The following is a 15560-nucleotide window of genomic DNA, read 5'->3' on the forward strand; positions in this document are numbered from 1 at the left end:
GCAGGCGCCCGGGACTGTGCCCGGCGTACGATCACCACGATGAGCGCGCCGTCCGCGTCCGGATCCGTCGTCCTGGACCCCGTCGACGAACAGATCGTGCATGCCCTCCAGATCGCGCCGCGGGTGGGATTCGCACGGCTGGGCGAGGTGCTCGAGATCGGGGAGACCACCGCGGCCCGGCGCTATCGCCGCCTCCGGCGGAGCGGACTGGTGCGGGTGACGCTGGCCGTCGACCCGGCGGCGCTCGGCCTCACCGTCTGGCACGCCCGCATCCGCTGCCGACCCGAGGGTGCGGAGGTGGTGGCGGAGGCGTTGAGTCGACGCGACGACGTGTCGTGGGTCGCCGTCGACGCGAGCGGGTGGGAGGTGACCTGCTCGGTCCGATCGACCGCGGGGGACGAGGCACAGCGCCTCATCACCCGGCAGCTGCCGAAGTCACAGTCCGTGCTCGACGTCGAGGTCGCGGCACTGCTGCACACCTTCGTGGGCGGGAGCGCGACCGACTGGGCGGCGTGGTCGACGCCGCTGTCCGCGGCGCAGCAGGAGGCGTTGGCGCCCGACACGCCACCGGTGGCGTCGGCCGGTGACGTCGCGACGACCGTCCGCCCCGAGGACCGCGCGGTGCTCGACGCACTCGCCCGCGACGGCCGGACCCCGTACGCCGCCCTGGCCCGTCTCACCGACAGCACCCCCGGCCGGGTACGGCGACGCGTGGAGGCGCTCCTGGCTGCGGGCATCACCTACTTCGACGTCGACGTCGCGACGGCCGCGTCCGGGATCCGCACCGTCGTCGCGCTCTGGCTGTCGGTGACGCCGGGATCACTCGCGAGGGTCGGCACCGCCCTCGCCGACCACCCGCACGTCCCGTTCGCCGCTGCCGTCACCGGCCGCCACAACCTCACGGCATCGCTCGCCACCCGCGGCTTCGGCGACGTCTACGACACGATCACGACGACGCTCGCCGACCTCGACGGCATCGTCGGCTACGAGGTCGTGCCCGTCGGCCGGCGGATCAAGTTCGCCGACGCCCGCGTCGTCGGTGACCGCCTCGCACCCCCCGAGCCCGTCCGGGCTCAGCGCGCCCGGCGGTAGTCGACGACCCGGACGCCCGAGGAGAACGACTCCTCGCCGGCGACCGTCCACCGGTCGGGGCCGGGCCCGGCGAAGAGCGGCCGACCACCGTCGCCGATCACCACCGGGTTCACCTTGAGGACCATGCGGTCGATCTCGTCGCGCAGCGTCGAGGCGAGGACCCCGCCCCCGCACAGCCAGATGTCGGCGTCCGATCGCCGTCTCTTGGCGTCCCGGACGGCCGCGACCGGGTCCGCGGTCACCTCGACGTCGGGTCCCACCGGTGGCGCGGACCGTGACACGACGATCTGCCGCAGATGCGGGTAGGGGCTGAGCAGGCCGAGCGGCACGCCGACGCCGTGGGTGGCCCGTCCCATGACCACCGTGTCGAACACGTCGAGCGCGGGCGTCAGGCCCATCGCGGCCAGGGCCGGCGCGGGCAGCGCATCGCGGAACCGTCCGGTGACCACCGCCATGTGGTCGCCCTCGACCGGGAACATCGAGAAGTCGCCGTCCGCGGCAGCGATGCGGCCGTCGAGCGACACGGCGACGTAGTAGACGAGGTCGGGACGGCCGTCGGGCATGGATCACTTCTACCGTCCCGGCGGGCGGGAACGGCGACGGCGCGACAGTAGGCAAGGATGGGACGTCATGAGCAGCCTGCCGCGCGCCGTCCTCTGGGACATGGACGGGACCCTTCTCGACTCCGAGAAGCTGTGGGACGTCGCCATGGCGGACCTGGCCGCGAAGCTGGGGGCGACGATGACCCAGGAGCTGCGGCAGTCGACCCTCGGCAACTCGATGACCAACGCACTGAACCGGCTGTTCGACGCGGCGGGCATCGCCGGGGCCGACCGTGATCACGAGCGGGAGGCGCAGTGGCTGCGCGACCGCGTGACGGAGTTGTTCGCCGACGGGATCCCGTGGCGCGACGGCGCCCGCGATGCGCTGGAGCTCGTCGCCGGGCTGGACATCCCGATGGTGGTCGTCACCAACACCGATCGGGTGCTGACCGAGAAGGCCCTCCCGACCATCGGCCCCGAACGATTCGTCGCGACGTTCTGCGGTGACGAGGTACCGCACGGCAAGCCCGCACCCGACCTGTACCTCGCCGCCGCGGCACACCTGGGGCTGGCACCGTCGCAGTGCCTCGTCGTCGAGGACTCACCGACCGGCTCCGCCGCTGCCGAGGCGGCCGGATGTCCGACGCTCGTCGTCCCGTCGGACGCACCCGTGCCCGCCGCGGAGGGGCGGGTCCTGAGGGAGAGCCTCGTGGGACTCGACGCGCAGACCCTCGCCGAGGTGTTCCGCCTCGCCGGCGGTGCCTCCGGCGGCGAGGTCGATCCCGCACCCGTGGGAGACTGAGCCACCGTGAAGACCTTCGACGAGCTGTTCGCCGAGCTCTCCGACCGCGCCACGACCCGACCGGAGGGCAGCGGGACCGTCGCCGCCCTCGACAAGGGCGTCCACCACCTCGGCAAGAAGATCGTCGAGGAGGCCGGTGAGGTGTGGCTCGCCGCGGAGTACGAGTCCGACGAGTCGCTGTCGGAGGAGATAAGTCAGTTGCTGTACTGGCTGCAGGTCGTGATGATCAGTCGCGGCCTGACACCGGCCGACGTGTACCGACACCTGTAGCCCCGCGGTCCGGCCCCCACCACGATCACGACGAACGAGAGAACGATGCTGCGCGTAGCCGTCCCCAACAAGGGCGCGTTGTCCGAGGCGGCCGCCGCCATCCTGGCCGAGGCCGGGTACCGGCGTCGCACCGACGCCAAGGACCTCACCGTCCTCGACTCGTCCAACGACGTCGAGTTCTTCTTCCTCCGCCCGAAGGACATCGCGATCTACGTGGGGTCGGGCGAACTCGACCTCGGGATCACCGGCCGGGACCTCGCGTGGGAATCACAGGCGCCCGTGGTCGAACGACTCGCGTTGGGGTTCGGCGCCTCCACGTTCCGCTACGCCGGGCCCGCCGAGACCCCGATGACCGTCGACGACCTCGCAGGGAAGCGGATCGCCACGTCGTTCGGGAACATCGTCGCCGCCGACCTCGCCAAGCGCGGGATCAGCGCGGAGATCATCCGTCTCGACGGCGCCGTGGAGATCTCCATCGCCCTCGGCGTCGCCGACGCCGTCGCCGACGTCGTCGGGTCGGGGCGCACCCTGCGACAGCACGGACTCGCGGCGTTCGGCGAGGTGATGTGCGAGTCGGAGGCGATCCTCATCCACGGTGCGGACAAGGAGCCCTCGGCGGCCGCGAACGGCCTCATCGCTCGCGTGCAGGGCGTCGTCGTGGCCCAGCAGTACGTGATGATGGACTACGACTGCCGCAAGGACCTGCTCGACGACGCCGTCGCCATCACGCCGGGTCTGGAGTCGCCGACCATCGCACCGATGGCCGACGAGAACTGGGTCGCGGTGCGCGCCATGGTCCCTCGCTCCGGCCACCAGGCCGTCATGGACGAGCTCTCGGCCCTCGGCGCGAAGGCGATCCTCGTCACCGACATCCGATCCTGCCGCTTCTGATCGCTCAGGGCTGCGGCGCGATCAGCACCGTCTGCGACGACCGTCCCACCCGGCCGGACCCGTCGTACAGATCGGCGCCGGTGTAGCCGTAGCCGTCGGGACCGGCGACCAGCTGCGCGTCGACGCCGACCCAGTCGCCGACGGGCCTACGCACGAGGTGGATGGTCGTGTCGGTGTTCATCCACTGCCACTGCCTCGCCGACAGGCGGCTGCCCAGCCCGTTGGCGATGTCGACGACGCAACAGAACCGCGCGTAGGGACCGGCGTCCTCGCCCGCGACGAGCGGATACCGCGGGCGCAGCCACGTCGGGCCGGGGTCGTGGACCCCGACGACGTCGACGGCGGCGATGAATCCCGTGTGCCCCCAGCCCTGGTCGACCCATTCGGCGGGACGGTCGTCACCCGTTCCGACCGGTGCGTCGACGGCCGTCGACGACGGCGCGGCGATCCCCGCGGTGTCGCCCGTCGCCAGCACCCACGCCGACGCACGGGCGGCGGTACGGAAACCGCCGCGGGCCACGCGCACGTCGAGATCGGCCTCGACCAGCGAGATCCGCCGGCCCGGCCGGACGATGCGCGCCCGCACCCGGTTCTCCTCGAGACCGACCGCACCGAGGATGTCGATCGTGATCCGCGAGATGGCCGTCCCCGCAGGCACTCCCGCTCGCTCGATCGCCCACACCAGCAGCGCGGACGGAGGGCCGCCGTGCTGCAGGGTGTCGGCCCAGACGCTCACCGTGTGCTCGGTGGGCTGCACGTGTGTCCATCCGTCGTCCTCGCCGAGCGGCGTGTAGAACGACGGGCCGGCCGCGCCGGTCACAGGGCGACGCGGTCGGCGGCGGTGTCCTCGCCGGGTGTCGTCGGCCAGCCCGGGTAGTCGGGGATCGAGCCGCCGAACTCGGGGCAGAACGCCTTGTGGTCGCAGAACCGGCACATCGACGACCGCTTGGGGCGGAAGTCGCCGGTGGCGCCGGCGTCGAGGATGGCCCGCCAGATCGCGGTGAGCGTCCCGGCGAAGCGCTCGAGCTCGTCGCGGTCGGGGGTGTAGCGCAGCTGCTGTCCGTCGGCGAGGTACATCAGCTGCAGACGGTGGGGGACCACGCCCCGCAGCCGGAGGATGGCCAACGCGTAGAACTTCATCTGGAACAGGGCCCGCGCCTCGAACGACTCGCCCGGCGCACGGCCGGTCTTGTAGTCGACCACGCGGATCTCGCCGGTCGGCGCGACGTCGATGCGGTCGACGAAACCGCGCAGCGCCACGTCGTCGGCGAGGTCGACCTCGACGCGCAGCTCGCAGCTCTGCGCGTCGAACGCGGTGGGGTCCTCCATGCGGTAGTAGGTCTCGATCAGGCGGTGCGCGTCGGCGAGGAACCCGGCGACACCCTCGGCCGGGACGAGGTCCCGCAGCTCCGGCTCCTTCTCGCACAGCGCATCCCACGCGGCGTCGACCAGTTCGTCGGCGGTCTCGCGGGTCCGCAGCGGTGCCGGGAGGTCGAAGAGGTGCTCGAGGGCCGAGTGCACCACCGTGCCGCGGACCTGGGCGGTGGTCGACGGCTCGGCGAGACGGTCGATGGCGCGGTAGCGGTACAGCAGCGGACACTGCTTGAAGTCGGCCGCGCGCGACGGTGACAGGGCCGGGCGACGGGGCACGACCGGCGGGTCGCCGATCGCGGTGGGGCAGGAGGGGATCTCCCGCCCGGCCGGGACGAACGTCACGGTGTCCGTCACCGCGGGTCGGGTGGGTGCAGGGTCGCCGCAGATCACGTCGCTCACACCTGGCAGGGTAAGCCCGGTGTACGACAGAGGCCGGGAGGCGCGATGACCCACGATCCCGCCTTCGCCGTCGGTGACCGCGTCCAGCTCACCGACACCAAGGGCCGCAAGTTCACCGTCCACCTCGAGCCGGGGAAGTCGTTCTTCACCCATCACGGGGCGATCGCGCACGACGACCTGATCGGCGCGGACGAGGGCAGCATCGTCTCGTCCACCGGTGGTGCCCAGTACCTCGCGCTGCGGCCCCTGCTCGTCGACTACGTGCTGTCGATGCCGCGCGGGGCGCAGGTGATCTACCCCAAGGACGCGGCGCAGATCATCACCGAGGGCGACATCCACCCCGGCTGCACCGTGCTCGAGGCCGGCGCCGGGTCCGGCGCCCTCACGTGTTCCCTGCTGCGGGCGGTCGGACCCGAGGGACGCGTCCTGTCCTACGAGGTCCGCGACGACCACGCCGAGCACGCCGTCCGCAACGTCGAGACGTTCTTCGGCGGCCGTCCCCCGAACTGGGAGCTGACCGTCGCCGACATCCGGGACCACCCCGAGCGGACGGAGAAGGTCGACCGGGTCGTGCTCGACATGCTCGCCCCCTGGGAGACACTCGACGTCGTCGCCGAGACCATCCGCCCCGGGGGCGTGCTCATCGTCTATGTGGCAACGGTCACACAGCTCTCGCGGGTGGTCGAGGGCCTCCGCGAGCAGGAGTGCTGGACCGAGCCGCGCGCCTGGGAGTCCCTGGTCCGCGACTGGAACGTCGTCGGCCTGGCGGTACGGCCCTCGCACAAGATGCACGGCCACACCGCGTTCCTGGTCACGGCCCGACGGCTCGCCCCCGGCACCGTCACCCTGCGCCCGGCGCGGCGGCCCAGCCGCGGCTGAGAGCGGTCCCGCGCGCCCTCGCCGGCATTCCCCTGGGTGTCCAGAATGCGGGACGCCCGGCGGGTCCGCGCACGCCTGCCCCGCGTACATCGCTGCACGCCGGTAGCGTGGAAGGACGGTGAGCCCGATTGCGACTCACCGGCGAGAGGAGTCAGCAATGACCGAATCCGACCGTCGTGACAACGCCCGTCCCGAGAACGCCGCGGACCGAGCAGGTCGCCCCGGACACGGCCGTGTCCCCATCCCCGACACCGGTGGGCTCGACCGCCCCCTGAGCGGTGATCTCCAGGAGCGCGTGGACACGCTGACGGCCCGCAACGCGAAACTGCTCGACACCCTCAAGGACGCGCGCCAGCAGCTGCTCGCGCTGCGTGAGGAGGTCGATCGTCTCGGACAGCCGCCGAGCGGGTACGGCGTGCTCCTCGCCACCTACGAGGACTCGACCGTCGACGTGTTCACCTCCGGTCGCAAGATGCGTCTGACGGTCTCGCCCAACATCGACGTCGAGCTGCTGCGCCGCGGTCAGACGGTCCGCCTCAACGAGGCACTCACCATCGTCGAGGCCTGCGACTTCGACACGGTCGGCGAGATCAGCACCCTGCGGGAGGTCCTGGGCACCGGTGATCGCGCCCTCGTCGTCGGGCACGCCGACGAGGAACGGGTCGTCTGGCTCGCCGAGCCGCTGATGGGCGAGGTCGACGGCGAGGACGGCAAGCGCGCCCTGCGCCCCGGCGACTCGCTGCTCATCGACACCAAGGCCGGCTTCGCGTTCGAGCGCGTCCCGAAGGCCGAGGTCGAGGACCTCGTGCTCGAGGAGGTCCCGGACGTCGGCTACAACGACATCGGTGGCCTGGGCCGGCAGATCGAGCAGATCCGCGACGCCGTCGAGCTGCCGTTCCTGCACAAGGACCTGTTCCGCGACTACTCGCTGCGTCCGCCGAAGGGCGTGCTGCTCTACGGCCCGCCCGGGTGCGGCAAGACGCTCATCGCCAAAGCCGTCGCGAACTCGCTGGCGAAGAAGATCGCCCAGGCGCGCGGCGACGACGCCCGCGAGGCGAAGTCGTACTTCCTCAACATCAAGGGCCCCGAGCTGCTCAACAAGTTCGTCGGTGAGACCGAGCGGCACATCCGCCTGATCTTCCAGCGGGCCCGTGAGAAGGCGTCCGAGGGCACCCCGGTGATCGTGTTCTTCGACGAGATGGACTCGATCTTCCGGACGCGCGGCTCGGGTGTCTCCTCCGATGTCGAGACCACCGTGGTCCCGCAGCTGCTCAGCGAGATCGACGGTGTCGAGGGGCTCGAGAACGTCATCGTCATCGGCGCGTCGAACCGCGAGGACATGATCGACCCCGCGATCCTGCGCCCCGGTCGACTCGACGTGAAGATCAAGATCGAGCGTCCCGACGCGGAGTCGGCGATCGACATCTTCTCGAAGTACCTCACCGACAGCCTGCCGATCAACGCCGACGACATCGCCGAGTTCCACGGCGACCGCAGCGCGTGCGTGCAGGCGATGATCGAGCGCGTCGTCGAGCGCATGTACGCCGAGAACGAGGACAACCGGTTCCTGGAGGTCACCTACGCCAACGGCGACAAGGAGATCATGTACTTCAAGGACTTCAACTCCGGTGCCATGATCCAGAACGTCGTGGACCGGGCGAAGAAGTACGCGATCAAGTCGCAGCTGGAGACCGGTGCGCCAGGTCTGCGGGTGCAGCACCTGTTCGACTCCATCCTCGACGAGTTCGCCGAGAACGAGGACCTGCCCAACACCACGAATCCCGATGACTGGGCACGGATCTCGGGCAAGAAGGGCGAGCGGATCGTCTACATCCGCACGCTGGTCACCGGCAAGAGCGCCGGCGCCAGCCGCGCCATCGACACGGAGACGAACACCGGCCAGTACCTCTGACCGACTCCAACGCCGACCCCGACGCCGGCCCGTCCACCGATCACGGACGGGTCGGCGTCGGCCGTCTGTCGGCGTGACGCCTAGGCTCGACGACGTGCAGCGCATCATCGGAACCGAGGTCGAGTACGGCATCTCGGCCCCCAACGACCCGGGCGCCAACCCCATCATGACCTCGACGCAGGCGGTGCTGGCCTACGCCGCCGCGGCGGGCGTGCCCCGCGCGAAGCGGACGCGCTGGGACTACGAGGTGGAGTCACCACTGCGTGACGCGCGCGGGTTCGACCTCGGCCGGTCGTCGGGTCCGGCCCCCATCATCGACGCCGACGAGGTCGGCGCCGCGAACATGATCCTCACCAACGGCGCCCGGCTCTACGTCGACCACGCTCACCCCGAGTACTCCGCGCCCGAGGTCACCGACCCGATGGACGCGGTGATCTGGGACAAGGCGGGAGAGCGGGTGATGGAGGCCGCGGCCCGGCACGTCGCGAGCGTGCCCGGCGCCCCGCGACTGCAGCTGTACAAGAACAACATCGACGGCAAGGGCGCGTCGTACGGCACGCACGAGAACTACCTGATGGCCCGCGACACCCCGTTCACCGCGGTGATCGCCGGCCTCACGCCGTTCTTCGCGACGCGTCAGGTCTTCACCGGCTCGGGCCGTGTCGGCATCGGGCAGTCGGGGGACGAGGCGGGCTTCCAGCTCTCGCAGCGTGCCGACTACATCGAGGTCGAGGTCGGCCTGGAGACGACACTCAAGCGCGGCATCATCAACACCCGCGACGAGCCGCACGCCGACCCCGACCGATACCGCCGACTGCACGTCATCATCGGCGACGCGAACCTGGCGGAGACCGCCACCTATCTCAAGGTCGGCACCACGTCGCTCGTCCTCGACCTCGTCGAGGCCGGTGTGGACCTCTCCGACCTGGAGCTGGCCCGTCCGGTGACCGCGGTGCACCGCATCAGCCACGACCCGACCCTCACCGGCACCGTCGCCCTGGCCGACGGCCGCGAGGTCACCGCGCTGTCGGTGCAGCGGATCTACCACGAGCGGTGCGCGGAGTTCGCCCGCGATCGCGGGATCGACGACCCCCGCGCCCAACACGTGCTCGACACGTGGGTCGACGTCCTCGACCGTCTCGAGCGGGACCCGATGGAGTGCGCCGACATCCTCGACTGGCCGGCGAAGCTGCGCCTGCTCGAGGGGTTCCGGACTCGCGAGGGACTCGGGTGGAGCGCTCCCCGGCTGCAGCTGGTGGACCTGCAGTACTCCGACGTCCGGCTCGACAAGGGCCTCTACAACCGCCTCGTGGCGCGGGGGTCCATGAAGCGCCTCGTGACCGAGCAGCAGGTCACCGACGCCATCTCGAGCCCGCCGGAGAACACCCGCGCCTACTTCCGCGGCGAGTGCCTGCGCCGGTTCGGCGCCGACATCGCGGCGGCCAGCTGGGACTCGGTCATCTTCGACCTCGGCGGCGACTCCCTGGTCCGCATCCCGACCCTGGAACCGTTGCGCGGCAGCCGCGCCCACGTCGGCGCACTGCTCGACTCGGTCGACTCGGCGGCCGAACTGGTCGACCAGCTCACCACCTGACCCCCGCCCGGGCAGGGGCCCGCACGTCCCGCGGGGGCGCAACGCCTGCCGGTAGGGTGGTCACACGGACTCCCCGGGCCCTCGCGGCCCCGGGATCGCAGGATCGAGGAGGCAGCAATGGCGCAGGAGCAGACGCGGCGCAGCGGTGGCGGGGACGACGACTCCGCCGACGGCCCGGACACCGCCGCCGGGCAGGAACGACGCGAGAAGCTGGCCGACGACACCGACGACCTGCTGGACGAGATCGACGACGTGCTCGAGGAGAACGCCGAGGACTTCGTGCGCGCGTACGTGCAGAAAGGCGGCCAGTGAGCGGACAGCTCGACGGAATCGGCCGGGACATCTCGTCCTTCACCGACCACCTGCGGCGCACCGCACCGGAACTGCTCCCCGACACCACCCACGTCGTGTCACCCACCGACTCCATCCCGCACGGCACCACCATCGTGGCCGTCGCGTTCCCGGGCGGTGTGCTGATCGCGGGTGACCGTCGGGCCACGGCGGGCAACATGATCGCCAGCCGCGACATCCGCAAGACGTTCGTCACCGACGAGTACTCCGCCGCCGGCATCGCCGGGACCGCGGGCATCGCCGTGGAGATGGTCCGACTGTTCGCGGTCGAACTGGAGCACTACGAGAAGATCGAGGGCCGTCCGCTCACCCTCGACGGCAAGGTGACACGCCTGGCCACCATGGTGCGGTCGAACCTCGGTGCCGCACTGCAGGGCCTGGTCGCCATCCCGATGCTCGTCGGGTTCGACCCCGAGGGCACCGATCCCGCCCGTCCCGGTCGGATCTTCTCCTTCGACGTCGCCGGGGACCGGCACGAGGAGTTCGGCGGCTACCAGGCCATCGGGTCGGGCTCGGTGTTCGCCAAGTCGTCGCTGAAGAAGCTGTACCGGGCCGATCTCGACGCCGCGTCGGCGCTGCGCATCGCGGTCGAGGCCCTCTACGACGCCGCCGACGACGACTCCGCCACCGGCGGACCGGATCTCGTGCGCCGTATCGTTCCGACCGCCGTCGCCATCGATGCCGACGGTGCCCGCGAGGTGCCGTCCACGGAGATCGAGGAGGCCGCACGGGCCGTGATCGCCGACCGAACCGCCGCCCACGACGCCGCGTTCGGGGGTGACGCGTCATGACGTTCCCGTACTACGCCAGTGCCGAGCAGATCATGCGCGACCGCTCGGAGCTCGCCCGCAAAGGCATCGCGCGCGGGCGCAGCGTCATCGTGCTGACCTACGCCGACGGCGTGCTGTTCGTCGCGGAGAACCCGTCGAACGCGTTGCGCAAGGTCAGCGAGATCTACGACCGCATCGGCTTCGCCGCGGTCGGCAAGTACAACGAGTTCGAGACCCTCCGCAAGGCGGGCATCCAGCTCGCCGACGTCCGCGGCTACAGCTACGACCGCGCCGACGTGAACGGTCTGTCGCTGGCGAACGCGTACGCCAACACCCTGGGGTCGGTGTTCACCGAGCAGCCGAAGCCGTTCGAGGTCGAACTCTGCGTCGCCGAGGTCGCCCAGCCGGGCAAGACGACACCGTCGCAGCTGTACCGCATCACCTACGACGGGTCCATCGCCGACGAGACCCGCTTCCTGGTGATGGGCGGCTCCACCGAGTCGATCACGACGGCGATGAAAGACGCCTACGACGCCGAGGCCGACCTCGCGACCGCCCTGACCGGTGCGGTCACCGCGCTGGGTGCGCCCCCGGCCGCGACCAACGGGTCGTCGTCGCAGCCGACAGCCGAACCGCGTGTGCTGGCCGCCGGCGACCTGGAGGTCGCCGTCCTCGACCGCTCGCGTCCCCGTCGGGCGTTCCGGCGCCTGACCACCGACGCGGTCGCGGCAATCCTGCCGGCCCCGCCGGCCGACACCGCCGAGGGCGACGCCCCCGACGCGTCCGACCCGTCGGGGGACACGACCTCCTGACGCGGCCGCCCCGACCGCTCATCCCGGCCGGCCGCCGATCGCACCGGTAGTGTCGACGAGGTGGATCGTCGCATCATGGGCATCGAGACCGAGTTCGGCGTGACCTGCACCTTTCACGGTCATCGCCGCCTCAGCCCCGACGAGGTCGCCCGCTACCTGTTCCGACGGGTCGTGTCGTGGGGCCGGTCGTCGAACGTCTTCCTGCAGAACGGCGCGCGCCTCTACCTCGACGTGGGCTCGCACCCGGAGTACGCCACCGCCGAGTGCGACGGGTTGGTCCAGCTGATCAACCACGATCGCGCCGGCGAGCTGGTGCTGGAGGAGCTCCTCGTCGACGCCGAGCGCCGTCTCGCCGACGAGGGGATCGGCGGTGACATCTACCTGTTCAAGAACAACACCGACTCGGCCGGGAACTCCTACGGCTGCCACGAGAACTACCTGGTCGTGCGGGCGGGGGAGTTCTCGCGCATCTCCGACGTCCTGCTCCCGTTCCTGGTGACCCGCCAGCTCATCTGCGGCGCGGGCAAGGTGCTGCAGACCCCCAAGGCCGCCACCTACTGCCTGTCGCAGCGTGCCGAGCACATCTGGGAAGGCGTCTCGAGCGCGACCACCCGGTCGCGGCCGATCATCAACACCCGCGACGAGCCGCACGCCGACGCCGAGAAGTACCGGCGCCTGCACGTGATCGTCGGCGACTCGAACATGGCCGAGACCACCACGATGCTCAAGGTGGGGTCCGCCGCCCTGGTGCTCGAGATGATCGAGGCCGGGGTCTCGTTCCGGGACTTCGCCCTCGACAACCCGATCCGCGCCATCCGCGAGGTCAGCCACGACACCACCGGACGGCGTCCCGTGCGTCTCGCCGGTGGCCGCCAGGCGAGTGCGCTGGACATCCAGCGGGAGTATCACGCCCGGGCCGTCGAGCACATGCGTGACCGCCGCCCCGATCCCGAGATGGAGCTCGTCGTCGACCTGTGGGGTCGCACGCTCGACGCCGTCGAGTCGCAGGACTTCTCGTCGGTCGACACCGAGATCGACTGGGTCATCAAGCGCAAGCTGTTCCAGCGGTACCAGGACCGCTACGACATGGATCTGGCCGACCCGAAGATCGCCCAGCTCGACCTGGCGTTCCACGACATCAAGCGGGGACGCGGTGTGTTCGACGTGATGTCACGCAAGGGGCTGGTCCGCCGGATCACCACCGACGAGGACATCAAGGCCGCGGTCGAGGAGCCACCGCAGACGACCCGGGCCAAGCTCCGCGGCGACTTCATCGCCGCGGCGCAGAAGGCGGGCCGCGACTTCACCGTCGACTGGGTGCACCTCAAGCTCAACGACCAGGCCCAGCGGACCGTGCTGTGCAAGGACCCGTTCCGCAACGTCGACGAGCGGGTCGATCGCCTCATCGCGTCCATGTGAGCACCGGCTCGACACGGCCGGTCGTGTCCGCTTCGGTGACCGTTGCCGTGCCCTAGGCTGCGACGAGTGGCGACCTCCAAGATCGAACGGTTGATGAACCTCGTCATCTGCCTGTTGTCGACCGAGCACTACCTCACCGCGGACAAGATCCGGACCCTGGTCAAGGGCTACGACGACTCGAGGAGCACCGAGGCGTTCAACCGGATGTTCGAGCGCGACAAGAACGAACTCCGTGATCTCGGCATCCCGCTGGAGACCGGCCGGCACCTCGGCTCGGAGATCGAGGGCTACCGCGTCAACCGCAGTGCCTACGAGCTGCCGGCCATCGACCTCGACCGCGACGAGTCGGCCGCGGTGACGATGGCCGCGGCGCTGTGGGACGACCCGTCGATGGCGTCGGTGGCCCGTACCGCGTTGCTGAAACTGCGCGCGGGTGGCGTCGAGCTCGTCGCCGACACCGATCTCACCGTCGGCGTGCGCGCCGCGACACCGCGCGCGATGGGGTCGGAGGCCGTCGTCGCGGTGCTCCTGCGGGCCGTCGAGAACCAGCTCCCGGTGACCTTCTCCCACCGGCCGTCGCCCACCGCCGAGCCGACCACCCGACGTCTCGAGCCGTGGGGTGTCGTCACCCACCGCGGCCGGTGGTACGTCGTCGGCCACGACCTCGACCGCGGGAAGACCCGGACGTTCCGGCTGTCGCGCATCCTCGAACCCGTCGAGATCGGGACGGCCACGTTCACCCGCCCCGACGACGTCGACGTGCGCGCACTCGTCGCGGCGGCAGCGGGCTTCGCCGACTCCGGCGACCGCGGCGTCGCCCGGGTGTGGGTCGCCGAGGGGCGTGGGGGAGGTGTGCGCCGCGCCGCGACCGACCTCGAGCCGTCGGAGCGCGGTGGGCGTGCCGGTGCGATCGTCTCGCTGCGCGAGTGGTCGGCGGACAGCCTGGCGCGTCAGGTGGTGGGACTCGGGGAGGACGCCGTGGCGCTGGAGCCGCCGGTCCTCGTCGACCTGGTCGTCGCCGGGCTCCGCGGCGCACTCGCGGGGGCGGACGCGTGAGCGGCGCGCCAACCCGTCTGTCGCGGTTGCTGGCGATGGTGCCGTACTTCCTCGCCCATCCCGGGGTGGCGAAGACCCAGGCCGCCGCCGACCTCGGCGTGACGCCGGCCCAGTTGCAGGACGACCTCATGCAGCTGTGGATGTGCGGCTTGCCCGGCTACTCGCCCGGCGACCTCATCGACCTCGACTTCATGGACCGCGACACCGTGGACGTCACCTTCTCGGCAGGCATGGATCGCCCCCTGCGGCTCACGCCGGCCGAGGCCTCGGTGCTCCTCATGGCGCTACGCGCATTGCTCGACATGGGCGGCGTCGTCGACCCCGACGCGGCCCAGCGTGCGATCGCCAAGATCGAGCGGGCCGTCGGCGACGCGGCTCTGGGTTCGGCCTCGTCGACCGCACCCTCGCCTCCGGCCACGTCCGCGGACGGGTGGGACGGCGTCGTCCGCGACGCGCTGCGCACGCACCGCGCGCTGTGGTTGCGGTACTACTCGGCGTCACGGGACGCCGTGTCCGAGCGCACCGTCGACCCCATCCGCATCCAGGCCGTCGACGGACAGAGCTACCTCGAGGGGTGGTGCCGCGAGAGCGAGGGCGTCCGTCTCTTCCGCTTCGACCGCATCGACGAGGCGCGGCTGCTCGACGAACCCGCCGACGATCACGCGGCGTCGGACCGGGGGTCGTCGTCGCTCTCGCTGTTCGGCGACGACGTCGAGTCGCTGCCCACCGTCGACCTGCTCATCGAGCCGGACGTCGCCTGGGTCGTCGACTACCACCTGATCGACGTCGTCGACCCCGGCGCCGACGGCGGACCGCTGCGCGGACGCATGACCTACGGCTCCGACGAGTGGCTGACGCGGTTCCTGCTCGGTTTCGGCGGTCGGATCCGGCCGGTCGACGCGCCCGGCGTCGGCGCGGAGATCCACCGACGCGCGCAGGCCGCCCTGCACGCGTATCCCGACGTCACGGCCTGACCCACCGCCCGAGGAGTTCACCTCGAGCCCGGCCGACGGCTCCCGCCGGGACACCTCCCGTCCGGTAGCATCGGCACCAGTCGACGCGCGAAAGGAAGGCCAATGGGCGCCATCCAGCCATGGCACATCATCATCGTGGTGATCGTGTTCCTCATCCTCTTCGGGTCGAAGAAGCTCCCCGACGCCGCCCGCGGCCTCGGTCGATCGATGCGCATCTTCAAGTCCGAGGTCAAGGAGATGCAGAACGACGGCAAGAAGGACGAGCACGCCGAGTCCGAGGACGTCGCTCCGCGACAGATCCCCGCACCGACCCCGACCGACTCGACCGGCCACACCACCTCGTCGCAGTCCGACGGGGAACGCCGCAGCGCCTGACCCCGCCGCACCACGTCGCTGCACGCCCGGCCCGTCGGGTCGGGCGTC

General features: G+C 71.0%; 17 protein-coding genes. 14 read left to right on the plus strand and 3 right to left on the minus strand.

What is annotated here, in order from left to right; translation table 11 throughout:
- The first annotated feature begins 39 nt into the window (after positions 1-39).
- Complete coding sequence (locus LX12_RS02355) at positions 40-1092, plus strand: Lrp/AsnC family transcriptional regulator (protein ID WP_253652871.1); 1053 nt, start codon at positions 40-42, stop codon at positions 1090-1092.
- Here LX12_RS02355 and LX12_RS02360 read toward each other — a convergent pair.
- Positions 1074-1655: a dihydrofolate reductase family protein gene (locus LX12_RS02360; protein WP_253652872.1), complete on the minus strand. Its 582-nt coding sequence runs from the start codon at positions 1653-1655 to the stop codon at positions 1074-1076. The two genes, LX12_RS02355 and LX12_RS02360, sit on opposite strands and share 19 nt — an antisense overlap.
- A gap of 67 nt (positions 1656-1722) precedes the next feature.
- Here LX12_RS02360 and LX12_RS02365 point away from each other — a divergent pair, with 67 nt between their 5' ends.
- Genes LX12_RS02365 through hisG form a run of 3 tightly spaced genes read left to right on the plus strand, consistent with a single transcriptional unit; the run spans position 1723 to position 3597 of the window.
- Positions 1723-2436 (plus strand): HAD family hydrolase, encoded by a 714-nt coding sequence (locus LX12_RS02365; protein ID WP_253652873.1) that lies wholly within the window; start codon positions 1723-1725, stop codon positions 2434-2436.
- A 6-nt stretch (positions 2437-2442) separates the two neighbouring features.
- Positions 2443-2706: a phosphoribosyl-ATP diphosphatase gene (locus LX12_RS02370; RefSeq protein WP_253652874.1), complete on the plus strand. Its 264-nt coding sequence runs from the start codon at positions 2443-2445 to the stop codon at positions 2704-2706.
- Between the two features lie 45 nt (positions 2707-2751).
- Positions 2752-3597, plus strand: a complete 846-nt coding sequence (gene hisG, locus LX12_RS02375) for an ATP phosphoribosyltransferase (RefSeq protein ID WP_253652875.1) — start codon at positions 2752-2754, stop codon at positions 3595-3597.
- A gap of 4 nt (positions 3598-3601) precedes the next feature.
- On the opposite strand, the gene LX12_RS02380 is transcribed toward hisG, so the two are convergent.
- Positions 3602-4417 (minus strand): thioesterase family protein, encoded by an 816-nt coding sequence (locus tag LX12_RS02380; protein WP_253652876.1) that lies wholly within the window; start codon positions 4415-4417, stop codon positions 3602-3604.
- A complete protein-coding gene (locus LX12_RS02385) occupies positions 4414-5286 on the minus strand; it encodes a RecB family exonuclease (protein WP_253653166.1) in 873 nt (290 codons plus the stop codon). The genes LX12_RS02380 and LX12_RS02385 overlap by 4 nt, the downstream gene beginning before the upstream one ends.
- Positions 5287-5415: 129 nt before the next feature.
- On the opposite strand from LX12_RS02385, the gene LX12_RS02390 reads away from it, so the two are divergent.
- The 10 genes from LX12_RS02390 (at position 5416) to tatA (ending at position 15512) form a co-directional block, all read left to right on the plus strand.
- On the plus strand, positions 5416-6249 hold the full coding sequence (locus LX12_RS02390; RefSeq protein ID WP_253652877.1) for a tRNA (adenine-N1)-methyltransferase: 834 nt from the start codon (positions 5416-5418) through the stop codon (positions 6247-6249).
- A gap of 157 nt (positions 6250-6406) precedes the next feature.
- Complete coding sequence (arc, locus tag LX12_RS02395; RefSeq protein ID WP_253652878.1) at positions 6407-8161, plus strand: proteasome ATPase; 1755 nt, start codon at positions 6407-6409, stop codon at positions 8159-8161.
- A 94-nt stretch (positions 8162-8255) separates the two neighbouring features.
- Positions 8256-9755 (plus strand): depupylase/deamidase Dop, encoded by a 1500-nt coding sequence (gene dop / locus LX12_RS02400; RefSeq protein WP_253652879.1) that lies wholly within the window; start codon positions 8256-8258, stop codon positions 9753-9755.
- Positions 9756-9872: 117 nt separating this feature from the next.
- Positions 9873-10067 carry a ubiquitin-like protein Pup gene (locus LX12_RS02405; RefSeq protein WP_253652880.1) on the plus strand — a complete coding sequence of 65 codons (195 nt, stop codon included), beginning with the start codon at positions 9873-9875 and terminating at the stop codon, positions 10065-10067.
- Complete coding sequence (gene prcB / locus LX12_RS02410) at positions 10064-10897, plus strand: proteasome subunit beta (RefSeq protein ID WP_253652881.1); 834 nt, start codon at positions 10064-10066, stop codon at positions 10895-10897. The genes LX12_RS02405 and prcB overlap by 4 nt, the downstream gene beginning before the upstream one ends.
- Positions 10894-11688: a proteasome subunit alpha gene (prcA, locus tag LX12_RS02415; protein ID WP_253652882.1), complete on the plus strand. Its 795-nt coding sequence runs from the start codon at positions 10894-10896 to the stop codon at positions 11686-11688. Before prcB ends, prcA begins: the two co-directional genes overlap by 4 nt.
- A gap of 60 nt (positions 11689-11748) precedes the next feature.
- Positions 11749-13107, plus strand: a complete 1359-nt coding sequence (pafA, locus tag LX12_RS02420) for a Pup--protein ligase (RefSeq protein WP_253652883.1) — start codon at positions 11749-11751, stop codon at positions 13105-13107.
- A gap of 66 nt (positions 13108-13173) precedes the next feature.
- Complete coding sequence (locus tag LX12_RS02425; RefSeq protein ID WP_253652884.1) at positions 13174-14163, plus strand: helix-turn-helix transcriptional regulator; 990 nt, start codon at positions 13174-13176, stop codon at positions 14161-14163.
- Positions 14160-15137, plus strand: coding sequence for a helix-turn-helix transcriptional regulator (locus LX12_RS02430; RefSeq protein WP_308213959.1), 978 nt, complete (start codon positions 14160-14162; stop codon positions 15135-15137). Before LX12_RS02425 ends, LX12_RS02430 begins: the two co-directional genes overlap by 4 nt.
- Positions 15138-15239: 102 nt before the next feature.
- A complete protein-coding gene (gene tatA, locus LX12_RS02435) occupies positions 15240-15512 on the plus strand; it encodes a Sec-independent protein translocase subunit TatA (protein ID WP_253652885.1) in 273 nt (90 codons plus the stop codon).
- Positions 15513-15560 lie beyond the last annotated feature (48 nt).

Source organism: Williamsia serinedens, from assembly GCF_024171725.1.
Taxonomy (GTDB): domain Bacteria; phylum Actinomycetota; class Actinomycetes; order Mycobacteriales; family Mycobacteriaceae; genus Williamsia_A; species Williamsia_A serinedens.

Coding starts and splice junctions, on each gene's coding strand:
- LX12_RS02355 (WP_253652871.1), top strand. CDS start 40: ATGAGCGCGCCGTCCGCGTCCGGATCCGTCGTCCTGGACCCCGTCGAC.
- LX12_RS02390 (WP_253652877.1), top strand. CDS start 5,416: ATGACCCACGATCCCGCCTTCGCCGTCGGTGACCGCGTCCAGCTCACC.
- tatA (WP_253652885.1), top strand. CDS start 15,240: ATGGGCGCCATCCAGCCATGGCACATCATCATCGTGGTGATCGTGTTC.
- LX12_RS02360 (WP_253652872.1), bottom strand. CDS start 1,655: ATGCCCGACGGCCGTCCCGACCTCGTCTACTACGTCGCCGTGTCGCTC.
- hisG (WP_253652875.1), top strand. CDS start 2,752: ATGCTGCGCGTAGCCGTCCCCAACAAGGGCGCGTTGTCCGAGGCGGCC.
- prcA (WP_253652882.1), top strand. CDS start 10,894: ATGACGTTCCCGTACTACGCCAGTGCCGAGCAGATCATGCGCGACCGC.
- arc (WP_253652878.1), top strand. CDS start 6,407: ATGACCGAATCCGACCGTCGTGACAACGCCCGTCCCGAGAACGCCGCG.
- LX12_RS02405 (WP_253652880.1), top strand. CDS start 9,873: ATGGCGCAGGAGCAGACGCGGCGCAGCGGTGGCGGGGACGACGACTCC.
- LX12_RS02365 (WP_253652873.1), top strand. CDS start 1,723: ATGAGCAGCCTGCCGCGCGCCGTCCTCTGGGACATGGACGGGACCCTT.